Here is a 19,551-nt window from a genome sequence, read left to right as displayed (position 1 = left end):
GGGAATCGGACTCACGGGTAGCCGGCGTCAGGCGACGACAGCGCGTTGCGGCACTCCCGAGTACTCGCTCAGTGGTCGGATCAGCGCGTTCGACGCACCTTGCTCGATGATGTGAGCCGTCCAACCGGTGATGCGACTCATGACGAAAATCGGCGTGAACACGTCGATGTCGAAGCCCATCAGGTAATACGCCGGGCCAGTAGGGAAATCGAGGTTGGGCTTGATGCCGGTGGCGTCGTTCATTGTCTTTTCGAGGATGTCGTACATGCGCACCCATTTGTCTCCGCCGGTCACCGTAGCGACATCTCGGAATGCTGCGTTCATCGTCGGTACGCGCGAGTCGCCGTTCTTGTAGACACGGTGACCGAAGCCCATGACCTTGTCCTTGCGCGCGAGTTTGTTCTGCAGCCACTGTGCGGCCCGTTCGGGATCGTCGATCTCGAGCATGTCTCGCATGACAGCTTCGTTGGCACCTCCGTGCAATGGGCCCTTCAGTGCTCCGATGGCGGCGGTGACGGCGCTGTAGATGTCCGACAGTGTCGAGGTGACCACGCGAGCAGCGAAGGTGGAGGCGTTGAAGCTGTGCTCGGCATACAGGATCAGGGAAACCTCGAAGGCCTTGACGATCTCCGGTTCGGGAACGGAGCCGAAGCACATGTTGAGGAAGTTTTCCGCGAATCCCAGATGCGAATGAGGGGCGATGGGATCGAGGCCATGTCGGCGGCGATGGTCGGCGGCGACGATGGTCGGCAACACTGCCGTCATGCGCAGAGCCTTGGACAGGTTCGCTGATGCCGAATTGTCCTCCTCAGCAGCGTCTTCCGCACCGAGGTAGCTGATCGCGGTGCGCACCACGTCCATCGGATGACAATTGTCGGGCATTTTCGTGACGAGCGAGAGCAACGAGCGGTCTGCTCGCCGTTGGGCTCGCTCGCGCTGAACGAACAGTTCGAGTTGCTGCACGGACGGGAGCTCACTGTGCCACAGCAGGTAGGCGACCTGCTCGAAGGTGCAGTGCGCGGCCAGATCCTGCACGGCATATCCCCGGTAGGTCAACGAGTTCGTCTCGGGTACCACCTTGGAGATAGCGGTGGTGTCGACCACGACACCGGCCAGCCCTTTGTAGATCGTGGGAATCGCCTCGGTCATCACTGCTCTCCTAGGCTGAAATTGAAAATTCCGGTGTCGAATTCGTTGAAACGCTCGTAGTCGAGCAACTCGTACAGACGTGAGCGGGTCTGCATCCGGTCGAGGAGTCCTTTCTGCGTTCCGCGGTCGTGGATCTCACGCAGTCCGGTTTCGATGGCCCCCATGGCCAGTCGCAATGTGGTGACCGGATAGATGACAGCGTTGTAGCCGATGTCCTCGAGGGTGTGCGCGGAGATCAGCTCGGACTTGCCGAACTCGGTCATGTTCGCCAGCAGCGGGGTGTCCACTGCGGCACGGAATTTCGCGAAGTCGCCTTCCTCGACGAGTGCCTCGGTGAAGATCAGGTCTGCTCCGGCGTCCGCGTACGCTTTTGCTCGCTCGACCGCGGCGTCGATTCCGTCTATACCCGCTGCGTCGGTGCGGGCGCAGATGACGAAGTTCGGATCACGTCGCGCGGTGACGGCCGCACGGAGGCGTCGCACCATCTCGTTTGTCGGGACGATCGCTTTGCCGTCGAGGTGCCCGCAGCGTTTCGGGTTGATCTGGTCTTCGAGGTGCAACCCGGCGATCCCCGCATCCTCGGCCGCCAGCACCGTGCGTGCCGCGGACATCGGCTCACCGAATCCGGTATCGGCGTCGATCAGCACCGGCAAATCGGTGACCGCCGCGATCTGCGCACTGTGGGTGATGACCTCGGTCAACGTGGTGAGTCCGATGTCGGGCAAACCGAGCCCGGCAGAGAATGCGCCACCGGAGATATAGACCCCCTCGAAACCGATCTCCTGAATCAACTTTGCGGTCAGCGGGTTGATTGCGCCGGGAAGCCGAGTGATCGACGTCGACGCAAGCGCGGCGCGTAGCGCAATTCGCTTGTCCGCGGCCGATGTCGAGGCGGCGATGAGACCCGGCATCAGAAGATGCCCTTCGGGGTCTTCGGAGCCCTCGCCAGAACATCGTCGGCGACAGTGAAGGTCAGCTGATCGAGCTCGCCTGCGGCGAGCTCGGAAGCCCGCTCGGCGGCGTCGAGGAAGCGGTCCTGTTCCGCGGGTGCGATCACGCCGTCAGCCAACGAACGGAACTTCGCGATGTACTGCTCACGGGCGAACGGACGGGCACCGAGTGGGTGCGCGTCGGCGACCGCGAGTTCGTCGACGATGACCGTGCCGTCTTTCAGCGCGATCTCCGCGCGTGCCCCGAACGCCTTCTCGTCCGGATCGACCGAGTGGTACCGGCGAGTCCACTCGGGGTCCTCTGCCGTCGAGATCTTGTTCCACAACGCGACCGTGTTCGGCCTCTGCGCACGAGCGGGGGCATAGGAATGTTCGTGATGCCAGATTCCGTCCTCGAGCGCGACCGCGAAGATGTACATCACCGAGTGATCGAGGGTTTCCCGGGAGGCGGTGGGATCGAACTTCTGTGGATCGTTCGAGCCGGTGCCGATGACGTAATGCGTGTGGTGACTGGTGTGCAACACGATCGTCTCGATCTGTTCGAGATCGGAGATCTTTTCGCGCATTCGCCGGGCGAGGTCGATCGGGGCCTGGCTCTGGTACTCGGCGGAGTGTTCCTTGGTATAGCTGTCGAGGATTGCATGCTTGGCTTCACCCGGGCCGGGAAGGGGCACATGGTATTCGGCGTCCGGTCCACCGAGAAGCCACGCGATGACCCCATCCTCACCCTCCCAGATCGGCGACGGGGCACCCTCGCCGCGCAGTGCTCGATCGACGGCTTCGACGGCGACCTTCCCGGCGAGTGCGGGAGCGTAGGCCTTCCAACTCGAGATCGACCCCTTGCGGGACTGACGGGTGGCCGTCGTGGTGTGCAGCGCTTGCCCGACGGCCTGGTAGATGGTTTCGGTGTCGAGGCCGAGCAGGGTACCGATACCGGCGGCAGCAGAGGGCCCGAGATGGGCGACGTGGTCGATCTTGTGCTCGTGCAACGAGATTGCGCGAACGAGGTCGATCTGAATCTCGTACCCGGTGGCCAGACCACGGATCAGATCACGCCCCGAGCGCGCGGCGTGCTGGGCGACCGCGAGGATCGGCGGAATATTGTCCCCCGGGTGGGAGTACTCGGCGGCGAGGAACGTGTCGTGAAAGTCGAGTTCTCGCACCGCTACCCCATTGGCCCACGCGGCCCACTCGGGTGAGTACTTCCCACCGATTCCGAACACAGTGGCACCGGGGCTGTACGGGTGCGCCTGCGCCTGTGCGCGGGCGCTCGTCACCGGTCGCCGAACCAGCGACGCCGCAGCCACCGAGGCATTGTCGATGATCCGGTTGACGATCATCTCCGCCGTCGCTTCGGGGACTTCCACCTCGTCGGCGGCGACCTCGGCGACCTTCCAGGCCAGATGCTCGGACTGAGGGAAGTTCTCGGCGGATGTGCGAGTGCGTACGAGGTGGGTCTTCACAGAAAATCCTCCGTGCTGATGAAAGGGATTACTACGCTTCATTCACAAGTTACGCAGGTGTCCGGACCTGCGGAAGACATCGCAAATGCCTATTTTTGCGATGCAGTTCCTGCAAATCGGCAAAGGTTGCGAAGTCCAGTTCGGTTACAGTGTCGACACCCGAAGGAGGCAACGACAGAGATGCAGAAGATCTACGCAGGCGGGCGCCTGCGGCGCCTACGCGAGGAACGACAGCTGACGCAGTCCGCTTTGGCAAAGACACTCGAACTCTCGCCGAGCTACTTGAACCAACTCGAGAGCGACCAAAGACCTCTGACCGTTCAGGTACTGCTCAAGCTCAACACGATGTTCGAGCTCGAACCCTCGTTCTTCGCCACCGACACCGACGCTCGCCTCGTCGCCGACCTGCACGATGTCCTCACCGAAACCTCCGATCGAGGCGAGGTGTCGATGTCCGACATCCAGGAATTGGTCTCGCGCATGCCGGAGATCGGGCGCACCCTCGTCTCCCTGCACCGCAAGCTCCATGCAGCGACCGATCAGGTGGACCGGCTCACGGTCGGACTCGATGGGCGCGGACCAGACGTCCCGACGGGTGGCCACGCCCCGATGCCCTACGAGGAAGTCCGAGACTTCTTCTACGACCGCCGCAACCACATCCCCGAATTGGATACTGCGGCAGAGGAACTCTTCGAGCGCAATGGGCTCAGTATCGGGGCACTCGATCTACAACTCGCACAGGTCATCGAAACGGACCACGGCATCACGGTGACTATCGGCGACGATGATCCCGGCTCACTCGGCCCCAAACGAATCTTCGACGACACCGGCGGGACCCTCGTGCTCGCGCGTCGACTGACCGCCGGGCAACGCGCCTACCAGATCGCAACCCAGCTGGCATTTCTCTCGCATTCGACGACGATCGACGCGATCGTCGATGCCGACTCGAACCTGAGCACTCAGGCCCGGGAGCTGGCCCGCGTCGGGCTGGCCAACTATTTCGCCGGAGCCCTGCTGTTGCCCTACGAACGATTCCTCGCCGCTGCAGAGTCGCTGCGATACGACATCGATCTACTGTCGCTGACTTTCGAGGTCGGCTTCGAAACCGTGTGTCACCGATTGTCCACGTTGCAGCGACCGGGCGCGAAGGGCGTTCCGTTCTTCTTCGTTCGCACCGACCGAGCCGGCAACATCTCGAAACGCCAGTCCGCAAGTGCATTTCACTTCTCACGTGTCGGTGGAAGCTGCCCACTGTGGGTTGTGCACGACGCATTCGCGGCATCGGGACGAATACTGACACAGATCGCGACCATGCCCGACGACCGCTCCTATCTGTGGATTGCGCGCGCCACCGACAGTGGCGGACTCGGATACCGATCACCACAGAAGAGTTTCGCGATCGGCCTCGGATGCGACATCGCGTATGCGAACGAACTGGTATATGCCGACAACCTGCCGGTCCACTCCCCCGGTGCATCGATACCCATCGGTCCCGGATGCAAAGTGTGCGAACGCACCTCGTGTTCACAACGCGCATTCCCACAACTCGGACGCCGGCTACTCGTCGACGAAGACGTCGACACCGACCTGCCCTACCCGTATACCTGAACTGTGAGTAGCACGATCCGAGTTCGACACCCGACAGTGGCGGCGAGGAACGTCCGGCCTGTACGGCGACTCAGTCGAACTCGAAGTTAGGGACGGAATGCAGCCGAAACCCATCCACAACTTCGAGTTCGGCGGAAGAGGTGCCCCCCAGTCGGACTCGAACCGACACTGTGCGGATTTTAAGTCCCTGGAAGTGGATTCACGTAAACTACGATGGACTCGATATTTATTTATTTGCAACGTTTTTCGTGCATCGACGTCCGATCGAGTCCATGCACGAACGTACCGACTTGTGACACTCTCGTGACACCGAGCTACCGCCAGTGCTCCGGCACGGCACAGTCGTAATCAGCCGCGGACGACTACGGTTTCGGGTGGACGAGCGCGCCATCCCGCATCAACACTCTGTGCGGACTCGTGACAACGAGACTCATTCGTCGCAAGCCGACATCGCCCTGGAGTCGGTAGGCAAGTGCATCTATGTGACCCCACCGCAGTTCAGCGTCGAGCGGGCAAGTTTCGTCACTGTCGTTGTATGGCCAGGATTTCGCTGACTGGCTGCCTACTCGGTCCGTCTTGGATTTGCAGAGCCGGACGAGATAGCCGTCGCGGGGATACGCAGTGGTGCCGCCTACCTGAAGGCCGGGAGTTCGCTGCGGCGATGATGCCGGCGAAGCCGAAAAGCCAAAGGCGGCGACAACAGACGCGAAAGCGTCCACGACATCGTGCGGAAGCAACAGTTACCGCACCGTCAACAGATATCGACGCAAACCGTATGCCTGGACATGGCCTAGTTGAAGTTGGGTACTCGACCACGACGACACCGACAAAATCCAGGTACTGACGAAGGACCGTTTCATCATGCGATGCGCCGCAAACGAATTGATGGAACGAGAAGGGATTCGGGTTGCGGGCGTGTTCGGCGTCGATGTCACTGTCAGCGCCGTGCGAGCCGAACGCTACCAACTACAAACCGATTCGATTCACACGCGGCGACACAGAAGGCTCTCGTCGTTCCGACACGGCCCGCTGACGTGTACCCGGTGGACGTAGGCGCATCAGTGAAACGCAGCGGCAACATCGCAGAGCGCACCGGCCACACATTCCCTCTCGCACGCGGGCGCAACGAATTTGCCGAGCAAGTTCGCGTGCTTGTGGCATCACTGCCGATTCAGGTACTGGCAGTCCCCCAAGCTCGGTACCGCTTCTGAGGTGGGGGTAGGAGTACGACCGACCTTCGCACCGAAATTCGTGACTTTCTCAGCTCACGGCGATCACGCATATCGCCGGAGGAACCCGGCCTGCCTGCGTACGGCGGCAACAGACGCGTCAAAGAGCTTCGTCGCGAGGAGGTCGTCATGATGGCCAGCGTTTCGATCCGAAGAGATCGACAAAACTGGCGGTAACCGGTGTGCCGTTGTCGGCACACGATTGCTGAATCCGACGAACAGGGATACCGCGCCCGAGAATCAACACAATCGACGCCGACGGCACGAATCACAATCGTGGTCGTCCCCGCAGTCAGAGCTCCTTGCAACACCATCTCTCCTACATACGTATGAACGGGGACCGTCGATCTCGTCAGTTCGCGGATAGCTAGGTTCTGCGACAACCAGGATCGTGATGGCAGTCACAAAAGCATGGGTTTCAAGCCCACCGGCCCGTTCGCTGGGGCCATGCCTACATTCGCGGAGAGGGAACAACTGCCATGGCGCAAATCGCCGATCGATCCAACACCCTGAAACCGGGGCTCAAGCAACGTCATCTGACGATGCTCTCGCTTGGTGGCGTCATCGGCGCCGGCCTGTTCGTGGGTTCGAGTGCCATCATCAACCAGGCCGGTCCGCTGGCGTTCGTCACCTACGCGATCACCGGATTGATCGTGTTGCTCGTGATGCGCATGCTCGGCGAAATGGCTGCCGCGAAGCCCTGCACAGGATCGTTCACCGACTACGCGCGTATGGCTTACGGACGATTCGCCGGATTCTCGACAGGTTGGCTCTACTGGTACTTCTGGGTCATCGTCGTGGGATTCGAGGCTGTAGTCGGCGGCCAGATGATCAACAAATGGGTACCGAGTATCCCCGTCTGGGCAATCGCTCTGGCGTTGATGATCATCATGACCGGCATCAACATGCTCTCGGTCGGATCGTTCGGCGAGGCCGAGTACTGGTTCGCCGGTATCAAGGTCGTGGCCATCGTCGCATTCATCGCGGTCGCAGCGTTGTTCGCCTTCGGCATCTGGCCCGGTTCCTCACTGACGTTCGCCAACATGACCGACCACGGTGGGTTGCTCCCCAACGGTCTCGGCACGTTGTTCGTCGGTGTCGTCGTCGTCATTTTCTCGATGACCGGCGTCGAAGTGGTCACGATCGCCGCAGCCGAGTCTGCAGAACCTGCGAAAGCCATTCGCAAAGCAGTCAATTCCGTCGTCTTCCGAATCCTCGCGTTCTTCGTGATTTCCACATTCCTGATCGTCATGATCGTTCCCTGGAGTGACGTCGTCCCGGGCCAGTCTCCCTTCGTTGCTGCACTCGACCGCATCGGCATTCCAGGATCAGCCGATCTGCTCAACCTCGTGATCTTGGTAGCTGTTCTCTCCGTGTTGAATTCGGGCCTGTACACCGCGTCACGTCTGCTGTTCGTCATGGGTTCCCGTGGGGATGCCCCGCAATGGATGACCACCACCAACTCGCGAGGCGTGCCGGTGAAAGGCATTCTGTCGTGCACGATCGTCGGCTACGGCTGTGTCGTTCTCTCCGCCCTCTACCCCGACACAGTCTTCCTGTTCCTGATCAACGCCTCGGGCGCGGTATTCCTGTTCGTCTACTTCATGATCTGCATCTCCGAGCTACGCCTTCGTCGTCGATGGGAGAAGGAAAGCCCCGGAATCCTCGAATTCCGGATGTGGCTGTACCCGGTCCTCCCACTGATCGTCACCGTCGCGATCGTCGCGGTCCTCGTGAGCATGGGCCTGCGAGAGCAGAACCGAATCGAGCTGTTCCAAGGAATCGCCGTGTGGGTCGCACTCTCGATCATCTATTTGTTGCGGCGCAAGTTCGGGAATCTCCGAAACGACGACGTCATCGACGGTCGACTCGACAGCACAGTCCCGTCGAAGCCGTCGACCGATACCCCCGCCGTCAACTGATCGACCCGCCCGCGGCGTAGGCCGCGGATCCACTGACCGGGATCCGTGGCCTACGCGCTTTCGACCAGTTCGGACACCGACAGCCGTGCCTGATTCGCTGCCTCGAACGCCAGCCACAGCAACGCAGACCCTTTTGTCGATGTGACCTTGAGTTCGGTGAGCTGCTCGACTTTCTTGAGCCGGTATACGAGCGTCTGCCGGTGAACGCCCAACTGATCGGCGCTGCGCTGCCAGTTCGAATCGTTGGCGAGGAAGACGCGAACCGATTCGACCAATTCCCCGTCCGACGCCGCATCATGGGTCACCAGCGGCCCGAGGACCCGCACGACCAAGCGGCGTGTGTCCTCCACGCTTCGGGGGAACACACCCGAATTGCCTTCGAGTTCGTCGTACGACACGGCCGTCACGCCCATCGACGTCGCACGTGAGGCCGCGATCTGCGCCTGACGCACGGACTCTGCGACATCGCCGGACGGCTTCAGCGGCGCGCTCAGCCCCACCACGCAATTGGGAGCGAGTTTCGATGCCAGCGCGCTCAGCAACTCGACATCGTGGGGAGCGATCGCGATGAGCATCGGACTCCGGTATGTCAGCAGCGGGGCCGAGCGCTGCAGCCGGGTGTCCAAATGCACGCTCTCGTGCGCCAACGGTGACGACTCGGGCGAGGTCCAACACACAGCCACCACAGGTCCAGGCATGCCGCGATGTCGCAGTTCCGGCCACACTGCCGACGGTGCGATGGATCCATCCAACAAACCGAGTAGCAGATCCTGCCCGGACGCGCGAAGGCTGTCCCTCCGAACGGCGTCGTGTTCGAGTTCGAGCGCAATGAGTCCCGCGATATGTTGCAGTAGAACACGATCGGACACAGGGTCGACTCGGGCCGATCCAGCAACCAGCACGGCGTCACCTGATCCTGGTACAGGCACCGACACTTCCGGTGATGACCGCTTCGCCACGCTCACGTCGGAGTGCGTGGCCGTGGCACGCGCGGAATTGCGTCCACGGGCGATGCAGTCGCCCGACGAGGTGTCACGGACCTCGAGCGTCAGGCCGGTAGCACCCTCGAGGGTGGACACACGATCGTCGAACGAGCCTCGGGCATGTAGTGATTGCCAGTAGACGTCGTAGAGGCGTGTGATCGTGGCTATGCGGTACCTTTCGCCTTCCACGGCGCTTTCGATGACCGTGCGTGCCAGTGCGACGAAATGTAGATCGAAACTTGCGGCGAGTATCGGAAACCGCCGGTTCTCCGCCACCGCGAGTAACGCCGACGAGACTTCCGGGGCGTGGGGTTCCCTGGCGATAACCAAGGCGCTGACTTTGCTGTCGATCAACCGGGTGATCCAGTCGATCTGCGCCTCCTCGGTCACAGGCATCCCGCTGCCCGTCGTCATCATCAGGTCGCCCGCATCGACCCATTCCCAAGGATCAGGAAGATCGCACGCATGTGCCCACGTCACCAGCCGCGCTCCACCAGCGGTTCCCGCCAGGTACGACAACCCCAACGATGGCACCGACGTCAATCTGTCCACCGAAATCATGGCGTCCCTTCCCAGTCGTTAATACAAATGTATAGACCTGACCGGGAAGACTGTCCACCTGGCGTATGTCCCCGCTCACATCGATCGCGTGAGAATAGTTTCACCAGCCCAGCGGCTCGGCCGCGGCCCGACACAGTCCGATTCTTGGAGGCACGACATGGTAGTGAACGACGCCCGCACAGGAGGACACACCTCGCAGGGCGTGCCCCTGTGGCTCGATGACCGCGAGACGGTGACTCGCCGACCCGCACTAGCCCAGAACATCACTGCTGATGTCGCGATCGTCGGTGCAGGATTCACCGGACTATGGGCAGCCTACTACCTTCTCCAGGAAGACCCCTCACTGAAAGTGGTTCTCCTCGAACGTGAATACGCCGGATTCGGCGCATCCGGCCGCAACGGCGGATGGTGCTCGGCGATCTTCCCCGTGTCCTTGGCGCGGGTGGAGAAGCTCTACGACCACCAGGCTGCCATCGAACTCCAACACGCCATGAACGACACCGTCGCCGAAGTGGGCCGTGCGACCAATGCCGCGGGCATCGACTGCGACTACAGCCCGGAAGGATTCGTCTCGCTGGCCCGCACTCCGGCGCAACTCACCCGAGCGCACGCAACCGTGGCCGGTGCAGATGCCTTCGGCGTACCCGGCCAGTGGAAGTTTCTCGACAAGAACGCAGCTACGTCCATAATCAACGCCGACGGAGTACTCGGAGGTGTTCACACCCCGCACTGCGCGTTGCTACACCCGGACAAGCTCGTTCTCGGTCTCGCATCGTGGATCGAGAATCATGGCGGAGTAATCTACGAGGACACCGCTGTCACCGACTTCGGCGACGGCAGGGCCCAGACTCCTGGTGGAACGGTGACAGCCGGCGTCGTCGTCCGTGCTACGGAAGCATTCACCCCAGAGTTTCCGCAGTACCGCCGCAACGTCGCCCCCCTGTACTCGCTCGTCGTCGCCACCGAACCCCTCCCTCAGGACCTCCGCACACGTGTAGGACTGGACACCCGGACTGCGTTCAACGACATGCGCAACCTGCGCATCTATGCCCAAGTCACCTCCGAGGGCCGGCTCGTCTTCGGCGGCCGCGGCGCCCCCTATCACTTCAGGTCGGCGGTATCACCGAAGTTCGATGTCAACACCAAGATCCACGACAAGATCGTCTCGACCATGGAAGATTTCTTCCCTTCCCTCGCAGGTGTGAACATCACCCACAAGTGGGGCGGACCGCTGGGGGTACCCCGCGACTGGTTCCCTTCGGTTGGTTACGACCGCGCCTCCAAGATGGCTTGGGCGGGACCGTATGTCGGCGACGGCGTCGCGACCAGCAACCTCGCCGGACGCGTCCTGCGGAACCTCATCACCGGCACCGACGACGGACTGAACCGCTTACCGATCGTCGACCACCATTCTCGCAAATGGGAAGTCGAACCATTCCGTTGGTTCGGAGTCAACGCAGGCCTGCAAGCCGCGACCGCTTCCGACCTGGAAGAGCGCGTTACCGGCAAACCCTCGAAAATTTCGGCCATGCTCGAAAAACTCACCGGCGCGCACTGACCCACAGACAGGGACCTTCACATGCCATCACTGATCCACCTCGACTCAGCCACCGTCACCGGCGAACTCACCCCCGCCGGCCAGCGTCCCGGTGCCGACAGCGGCGACCCGCAACTGGCAACCACGACCGTCGATGGCGGCACCGAAGCCCAGATCGGCATCTGGGAATGCCAACCAGGTGGCTGGCCCGTCGTCGACCGCCCGAACACCGAGACGTGCTACATCATCTCGGGTGCCGCGACATTGACCGATGACGACACCGGCAAGAAGACCGAGATCAAGGCCGGTGATTACCTCACTCTCCCCCCAGGGTGGAGTGGACGCTGGGACGTCACCGAAACCCTGCGCAAGGCCTACACGATCTTCTGAAAACCTCGAAGCTGATTGGAAACTTATGTCTGACAACACTATCGGTCACTGGCTCGACGGTAAGCCGTTCGCCGGCACGTCCGACAAGACCGCTCCGGTCACCAACCCCGCGACCGGACAGATCACCGGACAGGTAGCGCTGGCCACCGTCGACGATGCACGCACGGTCATCGCCTCTGCCGCAGCAGCATTCCCGGCGTGGCGAGATACCTCGCTGGCCAAGCGAACCGCGATCATCTTCAAGTTCCGTGAATTACTCAACGCCAAGAAAGGCGAGCTCGCCGAGATCATCACCGCCGAGCACGGCAAGGTTCTCTCCGACGCGCTCGGCGAGATCAGTCGCGGCCAGGAAGTCGTCGAATTCGCCTGTGGCATTCCCCATCTGCTCAAGGGTGGCTTCACCGAGAACGCATCGACGAAGGTCGATATCTACTCGATCCGTCAGCCTCTCGGCCCCGTCGGCATCATCAGCCCGTTCAACTTCCCGGCGATGGTGCCGATGTGGTTCTTCCCCATCGCCATCGCCGCAGGCAACACGGTCGTTCTCAAGCCCAGCGAGAAGGATCCGACCGCGTCGCTGTGGATCGCCGAGCTCTGGGAAGAAGCAGGCCTACCTCCCGGTGTCTTCAACGTCCTCCAGGGCGACAAGGTCTCCGTCGACGAACTACTCGAGAACAAGGCAATCAAGTCGATCAGCTTCGTCGGATCGACACCGATCGCGCAGTACGTCTACTCCACCGGCACCGCGAACGGTAAGCGCGTTCAGGCTCTCGGCGGAGCGAAGAACCACGCGATCGTCCTGCCCGACGCCGATCTCGACCTCGCAGCCGACGCCATGGTCAACGCCGGGTTCGGTTCTGCCGGTGAGCGTTGCATGGCCATCTCCGCGCTCGTCGCTGTCGGGAACATCGCCGACGACCTGGTTGCGAAGATCGTCGAGCGCACCACCCCACTGGTCACGGGCGACGGAACCACCGGCGCGGACATGGGACCGCTGGTGACCAAGGCGCACCGCGACAAGGTTGCCTCCTACGTCGATGCCGGAGAAGCCGCCGGCGCCACCATCGTCGTCGACGGCCGCACAGTCCAGGCCGACGGAGGCAAGGACGGGTTCTGGTTGGGGCCGACGTTGATCGACAACGTCACCACCGACATGTCCATCTACACCGACGAGATCTTCGGCCCGGTCCTGTCGGTGGTCCGTGTCGATACCTACGACGAGGCCCTCGAGCTCATCAACTCGAACCCGTACGGCAACGGCACCGCCATTTTCACCAACGACGGCGGTGCGGCCCGGCGTTTCCAGAACGAGGTCGAGGTCGGCATGATCGGTATCAATGTCCCGATCCCGGTGCCCATGGCGTACTACAGCTTCGGTGGGTGGAAGAACAGTCTGTTCGGTGACACTCACGCCCACGGGATGGAAGGCGTGCACTTCTTCACCCGAGGCAAAGCCGTCACCAGTCGGTGGCTCGATCCGAGCCACGGTGGCATCAACCTCGGCTTCCCAGAAAACGACTGAGACCTGAAACGACTGAGCCCTGAGAACAGCTGAGCCCCGAAAACAGCTAGATCGAATCTGCCAGAATCCGCCGAGAACTCACGGACTCAGCCCATGAACTCATCAGAGACGGTGAGGTCGACGTAATGACGCGTCGACCTCACCGCTTTTCCGGATTGACAGGACCATCAAGCCTCTCGTTCGCATCGACATCGTCGAAAATCGTTGCACTCCAGAGCATTTACGCGCACTGGCGTGGCAACTGCACGACCAGAACGAGCTAGTGCAGGACGATCTGATCGTGTCCGTCGTCGAGGACACCCGCGCCGACTGGTCGTTCGGACACGGAGACGCACAGTTTCTATAAAGACACTTGTAAGGGTGATCCATACTGCGCCGCTGGTCACCAGGACCGGTCGTGGAATCATCTCCGCAATGGCGGTATGGGGGTCGGCGGTATCGATTCAAATTGATGTGTCCACTGCGCGCCACCGGACGAAGACCGCGATCGTCACGTCCAATCGCGAACCGCCGGGGTGGCTGACCATGACCGCCGCCCTCCTCAATCAATTCGTCATCGACCGACTGACCTGCCCCGCATTAATATGCAGTCCTGCAAATTTGCAGTACTGTAGATAGGTGCCCACTACCGACAAGCTAGGCCGGCGAGACCGCAAGCGCGCCGAGACGCGCGCCCGGATAGAAGAAGCCGCGTTGACTCTCGTGCTCAGGGACGGACTCGGCGAGACCACCGTGGACGCGATCAGCGATCTGGCCGACATCTCCACCCGGACGTTCTTCAACTACTTCGAAAGCAAGGACAGTGCTGTCCTGGGCGTTCACCCCGCCGAAGTCACCGACGAACTGATCGCCGATTACATACACGAGCACCCGGGCCCGGACCTGATCCCCGCCATCGTCGGCTTGATGCTCACGGTCATGGGATCCCCTCACTCGAGCCGAGCCCGAATGAAAACCGACCGCCTCGAAGTCGTCAAACGGCATCCAGAGATTCTCGGTGGCCACATGGCGCACTTCACCGCCCGGGCGAGCAAACTCACCCAGACCATCGAGACGATGCTCACTGGAACGCCGTTCGAGAAAACGACCGACAGAACTGCGCACGCCGAACTGCTGTTCGTGCTGTGCGGCGGTGCAGTGCGCATAGCCCTTCGCGAGTGGGCGACATCTCTCGACGACTCCGACGTCGACGCCGACTCGAGAGTGACCGACATCGAACGCCGAGCAATCTCGCTCGTACACGAGCTACGAGAAGGACTGTCATGACAACCGCTGACAAAACCGTCGAACAGGCCCCCGTCACCGACGACAGGCGCAGCATCCTGCTCGTCTTCGCCGGCCTCATGGTGACGATGTTGCTCGCCTCACTCGACCAAACCATCTTCAGCACCGCTCTGCCCACCATCGTCGGCGAACTCAACGGTGTCGACCAGATGCTATGGGTGACAACGGCATACATTCTCGCCTCGACGATCATGTTGCCGATCTACGGCAAGGTAGGTGACCTCATCGGCCGAAAATCGCTGTTCATCTTCGCAATTGCATTGTTCATGGCGGGATCGATAGTCGGCGGACTCGCACACGACATGCCCTGGCTCATCACCGGCCGCGCGATCCAAGGACTCGGCGGCGGCGGCCTGATGATCCTCGCTCAGGCAATCATCGCCGACGTCGTTCCCGCACGCCAACGCGGCAAGTACATGGGCATCATGGGCGGCGTCTTCGCGCTCTCTTCGGTCGCAGGCCCCCTACTCGGCGGATTCTTCACCGAAGGAATTGGATGGCGCTGGGCTTTCTGGATGAACATCCCCCTGGGCGTCCTCGCGATCGCCTCAGCAGTATTTTTCCTGAGACTCCCCACGATCGACCACGACAAACCCCGACTGGACGTCACAGGAATGACGCTTCTCGCACTGGCCTCGACGGGCGTGGTGCTCATAACGACCTGGGGCGGAACAACGTACGCCTGGAATTCCCCCACAATCATCGCCCTGATCATCGCAACGGCCGTTGCAGCTGTCAGCTTCGTCGCGGTCGAGAAGGCAGCCGCGGAACCCATCATGCCGCTACACCTTTTCCAAGACCGGAACTTCAATCTGACCACCGTCGCCGGACTCATCATCGGCGTCTCCATGTTCGGTGCACTCGCCTACCTGCCCACATATCTCCAGATGGTCACCGGCGCGGGAGCAACGAAAGCCGGGTTGCTGATGATCCCCATGATGGCCGGTCTACTGGTGACATCGATCGTGTCCGGCCAACTCGTCAGCAAGACCGGACGCTACAAATACCTACCCATCATGGGCTCGGGAATCGTAGTCCTATCACTGATCTTGCTATCGACGATGACCGCCGGCATGGAAGTGTGGATCATCTGTGCGTACCTGGCCGTCATGGGAATCGGACTGGGTATGAGCATGCAGATCCTCGTACTCATCGTGCAGAACTCCTTCCCGATCACCGAAGTCGGCACCGCCACCGCATCGAACAACTACTTCCGACAGATCGGCGCATCCCTCGGCTCCGCGGTGGTCGGCACGCTGTTCGTCTCCCGACTGACCTCACTCTTGGGAGGAGCCTCGACCGACGGATCATCACCGGAGAGTTCGTTGACACCCGAGTCCGTGCGAGCACTACCCGACGCCGCACGGGAGGTCATCGTCAACGCCTACAACGACGCCCTCACACCGGTCTTCCTCTACATGGTGCCCCTGATGATCATCGCGCTGCTGCTTCTGGTCTTCATCGACGAAAAACCCCTGGCGACAACGAGAGAGCGCACCCCCGAGCACCCGCAGTAGCGAAAATTGCATCGGTAGCCGCCACGCCCAGATCAAGCTGGTATCACAAGGTTTTCACTGGTATCGAGGACCTCCAGACACATCGGTGCCGCACGTAGCCGAACTGCGGTCGCCCGTCATAGCTGTATCCGGTGTGCCGGCTCGCAGTAGAAGCAGCGCGTCTACATGCGACTTCTCCGTGGTCACGCGAGCCGATCTTTCTCGTGGATGATCATGATTGCCGGCTGTCGAAGTCGTTCCTATGTTGTCGGATCTCGTCGGTATGGGCTGATGCCCACATCGCCAGACCCAAGACATGTTCGAGAAGCGAGACACCGAGGTGGGTCAGGGCATATTCGACTCGCAGCGGCACCTCCGGGTACACGGTACGTGTGAGCAGGCCGTCGCGCTCGAGGTGACGCAGCGTAAGGGTGAGCATCCGCTGAGATATGCCAGGGACCGCGCGCTGCAACTCCCTGTATCGCATCGGCGCATCACGAAGCACGGCGATCACGAGAATGCCCCACTTGTCTCCGACACGATCGAGAATTCCGCGGATCAATGCCGCATCCTCGCCCCACCCCTCGCACGGCCCGGGCATCGGAGTGCCGAGCTCGACGGTGCCGGTCTTCCTGGTCGACATGGCGCTCCTCACGAACACGAATGTGCCCTCTTGTGCCGCGGATACGACACACAGAAGATGGGGTGACACACAAATAGTAACCGACCAGGAGTGAACCCATGTCGTTGATTGTCATAGTCGGTGCCGGCCCCGGAATGGGGTTGGAAATCGCCCGCGTTTTCGGGCGCACAGGTTTCACCGTCGCCCTCGTCGCCCGAAACCAGGCGAAGTTGAGTTCGCTGACCGAACAGCTGAAAAGTGAGGGGATCGACGCGCACGGATTCACCGCAGACCTCCTCGACGAGGAATCGATTACCACGGCCTTCACCCAGATCCGCGCCACACTCGGCACCGTGGACGTTCTCGAATTCTCGGCGGCCGACGCGACTCTGCCTGCTGCCGGCGTCCTCGACGTCACGCCCGCCAACCTTCAGCCGCAGCTCGACTTCTACTTCAGCGCAATACATGTCGTGAGACAGGTCGTCGACGACATGATCGCCGCGAAAGCCGGCACCATCATCGTCACCACCGGCGGCGGATCGATAAACCCGACACCGTCTTTCGCCAACATCAATATCGCGTCGGCCGGCCTGCGCAACTGGGTTCTCAACCTGCACAACGTACTCGCCGAACACGGCGTGTACGCGGCACATCTGGCCATCAACGCATGGATCGGATCCGGGCAACCCGGCACCTCTGCCGCCGAGATCGCTCCCACGTACCTCGAACTGCACGAAAAGCGGTCCGATGCCGACCCCCGCTACCCTGCCGCACCGATGTGACGCCACACCGTGTCGAGGTGAAGCACCACCACTGACCGCGGCCTCGAGCCGGGTTCCCGCGGCGCACTTCACCGAACACGAGCAGTCCATATTCAGTCGACTGCATCCCCGCACAGGATTTCGAGACTGTCCAACAGGACACGGATCCGGTCGGGGGGCAGGAGCTGGAGCCGCCGCGACAGGCTGGGGCGCATCCGACCCCCGATGTCAGCGGTGGTTCGCACACCATCGTCGGTCAGTCTGATCCGTGATCGGCGCGAGTCCGCGGAATCGATCTCGCGAATCACCAGGCCCGCGTCGGCAAGCTTGGACAACGACCTGCTCAGCATCGACGGGTTCAGACCGAGATCTACGACGAGATCACCGGGAGTATCGATGCCCACCTTCACGGTGCGAAGCACCAGAAAGTCGACGAGATCCAGGTGCGCGACAGCGGAGACGTGCACGCGAGCGTCGGTCAAGACCAGCTTGTTGAGGCGATACAGCGCGTCGAGGAGCTGCAATTCGGGTGCGTCGGTGTCAACCATGTAAAGAACCTAACATCTGAATATTATTGACAAGTAGCAACTATTGCGCGTTGAGTGTGAGTATGACCCACGACAACGCCACCACACCCGGCCGTATCGACTTCCATCACCACTTCATGCCGTCCAGCATGCTTACCTCTGGCTTGTTCGGCGACACATCCGGCTGGAAATTCAAGGAAGACGAGAGCGCCTGGTCACCGCAGGTCAGTGTCGACTTCATGGACCGACTGCAGATCGACACCGCGATCCTGTCCGTACCCAACGACATCGAATCCCGGCTCCCGGAGAACAAGCGCCATCACTTCGCCCGCGAGGTGAACACCCTGTCCCGTCAGGCCGCGGACGACCATCCAGGACGATTCGGACTGTTCGCTCATCTGCCGACACCGACCGACACCGACGCCGCACTCGAAGAGTTGACCTACGCGTTCGACGTGTTGGGAGCCGACGGAATAACCCTGACCAACGTCTACGGCACCGGAGATCAGGCCCGATCGCTGGGCGACCCTATCTTCGAGCCACTGTGGGCCGAGCTCGACCGCCGCAACGCGCTCGTGTTCCTACACGGTGAGCAGACACCCGGTAGCAATCGTGCCCCGAGCAGATTCCTGCCCACCCCGATCAGCGAAACTCCGAACGAAACCTACAAAGGTGCAGCCGATTTGGTGACCAGTGGACGCAAACGCCAGTACCCGAACGTGCGGATAGTCCTCTCCCATTCGGGTGGGAGCACGCCGTACCTCGCTGCTCGCGTCGCCGCGCTGTGTGCATTCCATCTCGACTGCGAACTGACAGCAGACGAGATCCTCGAGGACTTCCGAACGTTCTACTACGAGACCGCCCTATCCGGATTCGAAACCAACCTGGTGGCACTCGAGAACTTCGTTGCACCGGACCACATTCTCTTCGGTACAGACTTCCCCGCCGCGAACCCGCGCACTGCGAGCTGGTTCACCGACAACGTCGACACCTACTTCGCCGACAGGCCGACAATGCTCGCGCAGGTCATGCACGACAACGCCTACCGTCTCCTACCTCGACTGACAGCCGGAACCCCAACGTAACCAAAGTCTTTCGGCACTCAGGATAGATCAGCTACTCCAACCGCTGATCGACCGGGCCATGGCAGCACCGACGCCGGCTCACGAATGTGGAAGTTGACGTGGAACGGGCACGCCCCACCATGGTGGGGCGTGCCCGTTCCGCCGGTGACCGGTGCCCTGTTCGACGCTCTTGGTCTGCAAAGCCGGTATGGCCGCACAAGGGTCAGTTGTCGGCAGCACCATCCCCGACCCGTGGTCGACGACCGCGTGTACGGTGACGCCGTAGGACGCGAGTAGGACACTGGCGCAGAGTGTTCGAGCTTCACCGGTCGAGATTCCCAGTGCGCAGAGCCTGCGTTCGGTGGTGCCTCGTCGCATTGGGTTTGCGCGAGCAGTAAACGCCCCAGTGACAGCACGGAACCGGTAACGACTGCGGCATCAACGTCGTCCACATCGAATCGCCCTCCGGCAGCCACGAACTCA

The 19,551-nt window shown here is 61.5% G+C and carries 15 protein-coding genes and 1 pseudogene; 10 read left to right on the top strand and 6 right to left on the bottom strand.

Translation table 11 applies throughout. The features are described from left to right. Window positions 1-27: 27 nt before the first annotated feature. Genes ACQR3T_RS01720 through prpD form a run of 3 tightly spaced genes read right to left on the bottom strand, consistent with a single transcriptional unit; the run spans window position 28 to window position 3,562 of the window. Window positions 28-1,149, bottom strand: a complete 1,122-nt coding sequence (locus ACQR3T_RS01720) for a bifunctional 2-methylcitrate synthase/citrate synthase (protein ID WP_428692346.1) — start codon at window positions 1,147-1,149, stop codon at window positions 28-30. Then, window positions 1,149-2,060 (bottom strand): methylisocitrate lyase, encoded by a 912-nt coding sequence (prpB, locus tag ACQR3T_RS01715; RefSeq protein ID WP_428692345.1) that lies wholly within the window; start codon window positions 2,058-2,060, stop codon window positions 1,149-1,151. The genes ACQR3T_RS01720 and prpB overlap by 1 nt, the downstream gene beginning before the upstream one ends. Beyond that, complete coding sequence (prpD, locus tag ACQR3T_RS01710; RefSeq protein ID WP_428692344.1) at window positions 2,060-3,562, bottom strand: 2-methylcitrate dehydratase PrpD; 1,503 nt, start codon at window positions 3,560-3,562, stop codon at window positions 2,060-2,062. Before prpD ends, prpB begins: the two co-directional genes overlap by 1 nt. A 180-nt stretch (window positions 3,563-3,742) precedes the next feature. Here prpD and ACQR3T_RS01705 point away from each other — a divergent pair, with 180 nt between their 5' ends. The 3 genes and pseudogenes from ACQR3T_RS01705 to ACQR3T_RS01695 all read left to right on the top strand — a co-directional run bounded on the left by ACQR3T_RS01705 (window position 3,743) and on the right by ACQR3T_RS01695 (window position 8,321). After that, entirely contained in the window at window positions 3,743-5,170 is a 1,428-nt protein-coding gene (locus ACQR3T_RS01705) for a short-chain fatty acyl-CoA regulator family protein (protein ID WP_428692343.1), read from the top strand. A gap of 1,247 nt (window positions 5,171-6,417) precedes the next feature. After that, window positions 6,418-6,549 (top strand): annotated as a pseudogene (locus tag ACQR3T_RS01700) (transcriptional regulator); the annotation flags it as partial. Window positions 6,550-6,878: 329 nt separating this feature from the next. Then, a complete protein-coding gene (locus ACQR3T_RS01695) occupies window positions 6,879-8,321 on the top strand; it encodes an amino acid permease (RefSeq protein ID WP_428692342.1) in 1,443 nt (480 codons plus the stop codon). Between the two features lie 50 nt (window positions 8,322-8,371). Here the strand turns inward: ACQR3T_RS01695 and ACQR3T_RS01690 are convergent, their stop codons facing one another. After that, the gene (locus ACQR3T_RS01690) at window positions 8,372-9,865 is read right to left on the bottom strand and encodes a PucR family transcriptional regulator (RefSeq protein ID WP_428692341.1); all 1,494 of its coding nucleotides are present in this window, start codon (window positions 9,863-9,865) and stop codon (window positions 8,372-8,374) included. Window positions 9,866-10,022: 157 nt separating this feature from the next. Between ACQR3T_RS01690 and ACQR3T_RS01685 the strand changes: the two genes are divergently transcribed. The 5 genes from ACQR3T_RS01685 (at window position 10,023) to ACQR3T_RS01665 (ending at window position 16,115) form a co-directional block, all read left to right on the top strand. Continuing rightward, a complete protein-coding gene (locus ACQR3T_RS01685) occupies window positions 10,023-11,423 on the top strand; it encodes an NAD(P)/FAD-dependent oxidoreductase (protein ID WP_428692340.1) in 1,401 nt (466 codons plus the stop codon). Window positions 11,424-11,444: 21 nt separating this feature from the next. Further along, the gene (locus ACQR3T_RS01680; RefSeq protein WP_428692339.1) at window positions 11,445-11,792 is read left to right on the top strand and encodes a cupin domain-containing protein; all 348 of its coding nucleotides are present in this window, start codon (window positions 11,445-11,447) and stop codon (window positions 11,790-11,792) included. A gap of 25 nt (window positions 11,793-11,817) precedes the next feature. After that, window positions 11,818-13,314, top strand: a complete 1,497-nt coding sequence (locus ACQR3T_RS01675) for a CoA-acylating methylmalonate-semialdehyde dehydrogenase (protein WP_428692338.1) — start codon at window positions 11,818-11,820, stop codon at window positions 13,312-13,314. A gap of 618 nt (window positions 13,315-13,932) precedes the next feature. Beyond that, complete coding sequence (locus tag ACQR3T_RS01670; RefSeq protein WP_428692337.1) at window positions 13,933-14,580, top strand: TetR/AcrR family transcriptional regulator; 648 nt, start codon at window positions 13,933-13,935, stop codon at window positions 14,578-14,580. Beyond that, the gene (locus ACQR3T_RS01665) at window positions 14,577-16,115 is read left to right on the top strand and encodes an MDR family MFS transporter (RefSeq protein ID WP_428692336.1); all 1,539 of its coding nucleotides are present in this window, start codon (window positions 14,577-14,579) and stop codon (window positions 16,113-16,115) included. The genes ACQR3T_RS01670 and ACQR3T_RS01665 overlap by 4 nt, the downstream gene beginning before the upstream one ends. Window positions 16,116-16,326: 211 nt before the next feature. Here the strand turns inward: ACQR3T_RS01665 and ACQR3T_RS01660 are convergent, their stop codons facing one another. Further along, window positions 16,327-16,695 (bottom strand): winged helix-turn-helix transcriptional regulator, encoded by a 369-nt coding sequence (locus tag ACQR3T_RS01660; protein ID WP_269605391.1) that lies wholly within the window; start codon window positions 16,693-16,695, stop codon window positions 16,327-16,329. A gap of 140 nt (window positions 16,696-16,835) precedes the next feature. Between ACQR3T_RS01660 and ACQR3T_RS01655 the strand changes: the two genes are divergently transcribed. Further along, a complete protein-coding gene (locus ACQR3T_RS01655) occupies window positions 16,836-17,498 on the top strand; it encodes an SDR family NAD(P)-dependent oxidoreductase (protein ID WP_057477930.1) in 663 nt (220 codons plus the stop codon). 92 nt (window positions 17,499-17,590) lie between these two features. On the opposite strand, the gene ACQR3T_RS01650 is transcribed toward ACQR3T_RS01655, so the two are convergent. Next, entirely contained in the window at window positions 17,591-18,025 is a 435-nt protein-coding gene (locus ACQR3T_RS01650) for a MarR family winged helix-turn-helix transcriptional regulator (RefSeq protein WP_428692335.1), read from the bottom strand. A gap of 62 nt (window positions 18,026-18,087) precedes the next feature. Between ACQR3T_RS01650 and ACQR3T_RS01645 the strand changes: the two genes are divergently transcribed. After that, window positions 18,088-19,089 (top strand): amidohydrolase family protein, encoded by a 1,002-nt coding sequence (locus ACQR3T_RS01645; RefSeq protein ID WP_428692334.1) that lies wholly within the window; start codon window positions 18,088-18,090, stop codon window positions 19,087-19,089. Window positions 19,090-19,551: the final 462 nt, after the last annotated feature.

Source organism: Rhodococcus sp. IEGM1428, assembly GCF_050321865.1.
Lineage (GTDB): Bacteria > Actinomycetota > Actinomycetes > Mycobacteriales > Mycobacteriaceae > Rhodococcoides.
The sequence above is the reverse complement of the archived record's forward strand: the minus strand, read 5'-3'. Positions and strand labels throughout refer to the sequence as shown.

Coding starts and splice junctions, on each gene's coding strand:
- ACQR3T_RS01720 (WP_428692346.1), bottom strand. CDS start 1,149: ATGACCGAGGCGATTCCCACGATCTACAAAGGGCTGGCCGGTGTCGTG.
- prpB (WP_428692345.1), bottom strand. CDS start 2,060: ATGCCGGGTCTCATCGCCGCCTCGACATCGGCCGCGGACAAGCGAATT.
- ACQR3T_RS01705 (WP_428692343.1), top strand. CDS start 3,743: ATGCAGAAGATCTACGCAGGCGGGCGCCTGCGGCGCCTACGCGAGGAA.
- ACQR3T_RS01695 (WP_428692342.1), top strand. CDS start 6,879: ATGGCGCAAATCGCCGATCGATCCAACACCCTGAAACCGGGGCTCAAG.
- ACQR3T_RS01690 (WP_428692341.1), bottom strand. CDS start 9,865: ATGATTTCGGTGGACAGATTGACGTCGGTGCCATCGTTGGGGTTGTCG.
- ACQR3T_RS01685 (WP_428692340.1), top strand. CDS start 10,023: ATGGTAGTGAACGACGCCCGCACAGGAGGACACACCTCGCAGGGCGTG.
- ACQR3T_RS01680 (WP_428692339.1), top strand. CDS start 11,445: ATGCCATCACTGATCCACCTCGACTCAGCCACCGTCACCGGCGAACTC.
- ACQR3T_RS01675 (WP_428692338.1), top strand. CDS start 11,818: ATGTCTGACAACACTATCGGTCACTGGCTCGACGGTAAGCCGTTCGCC.
- ACQR3T_RS01665 (WP_428692336.1), top strand. CDS start 14,577: ATGACAACCGCTGACAAAACCGTCGAACAGGCCCCCGTCACCGACGAC.
- ACQR3T_RS01660 (WP_269605391.1), bottom strand. CDS start 16,695: ATGCCCGGGCCGTGCGAGGGGTGGGGCGAGGATGCGGCATTGATCCGC.
- ACQR3T_RS01655 (WP_057477930.1), top strand. CDS start 16,836: ATGTCGTTGATTGTCATAGTCGGTGCCGGCCCCGGAATGGGGTTGGAA.
- ACQR3T_RS01650 (WP_428692335.1), bottom strand. CDS start 18,025: ATGGTTGACACCGACGCACCCGAATTGCAGCTCCTCGACGCGCTGTAT.
- ACQR3T_RS01645 (WP_428692334.1), top strand. CDS start 18,088: ATGACCCACGACAACGCCACCACACCCGGCCGTATCGACTTCCATCAC.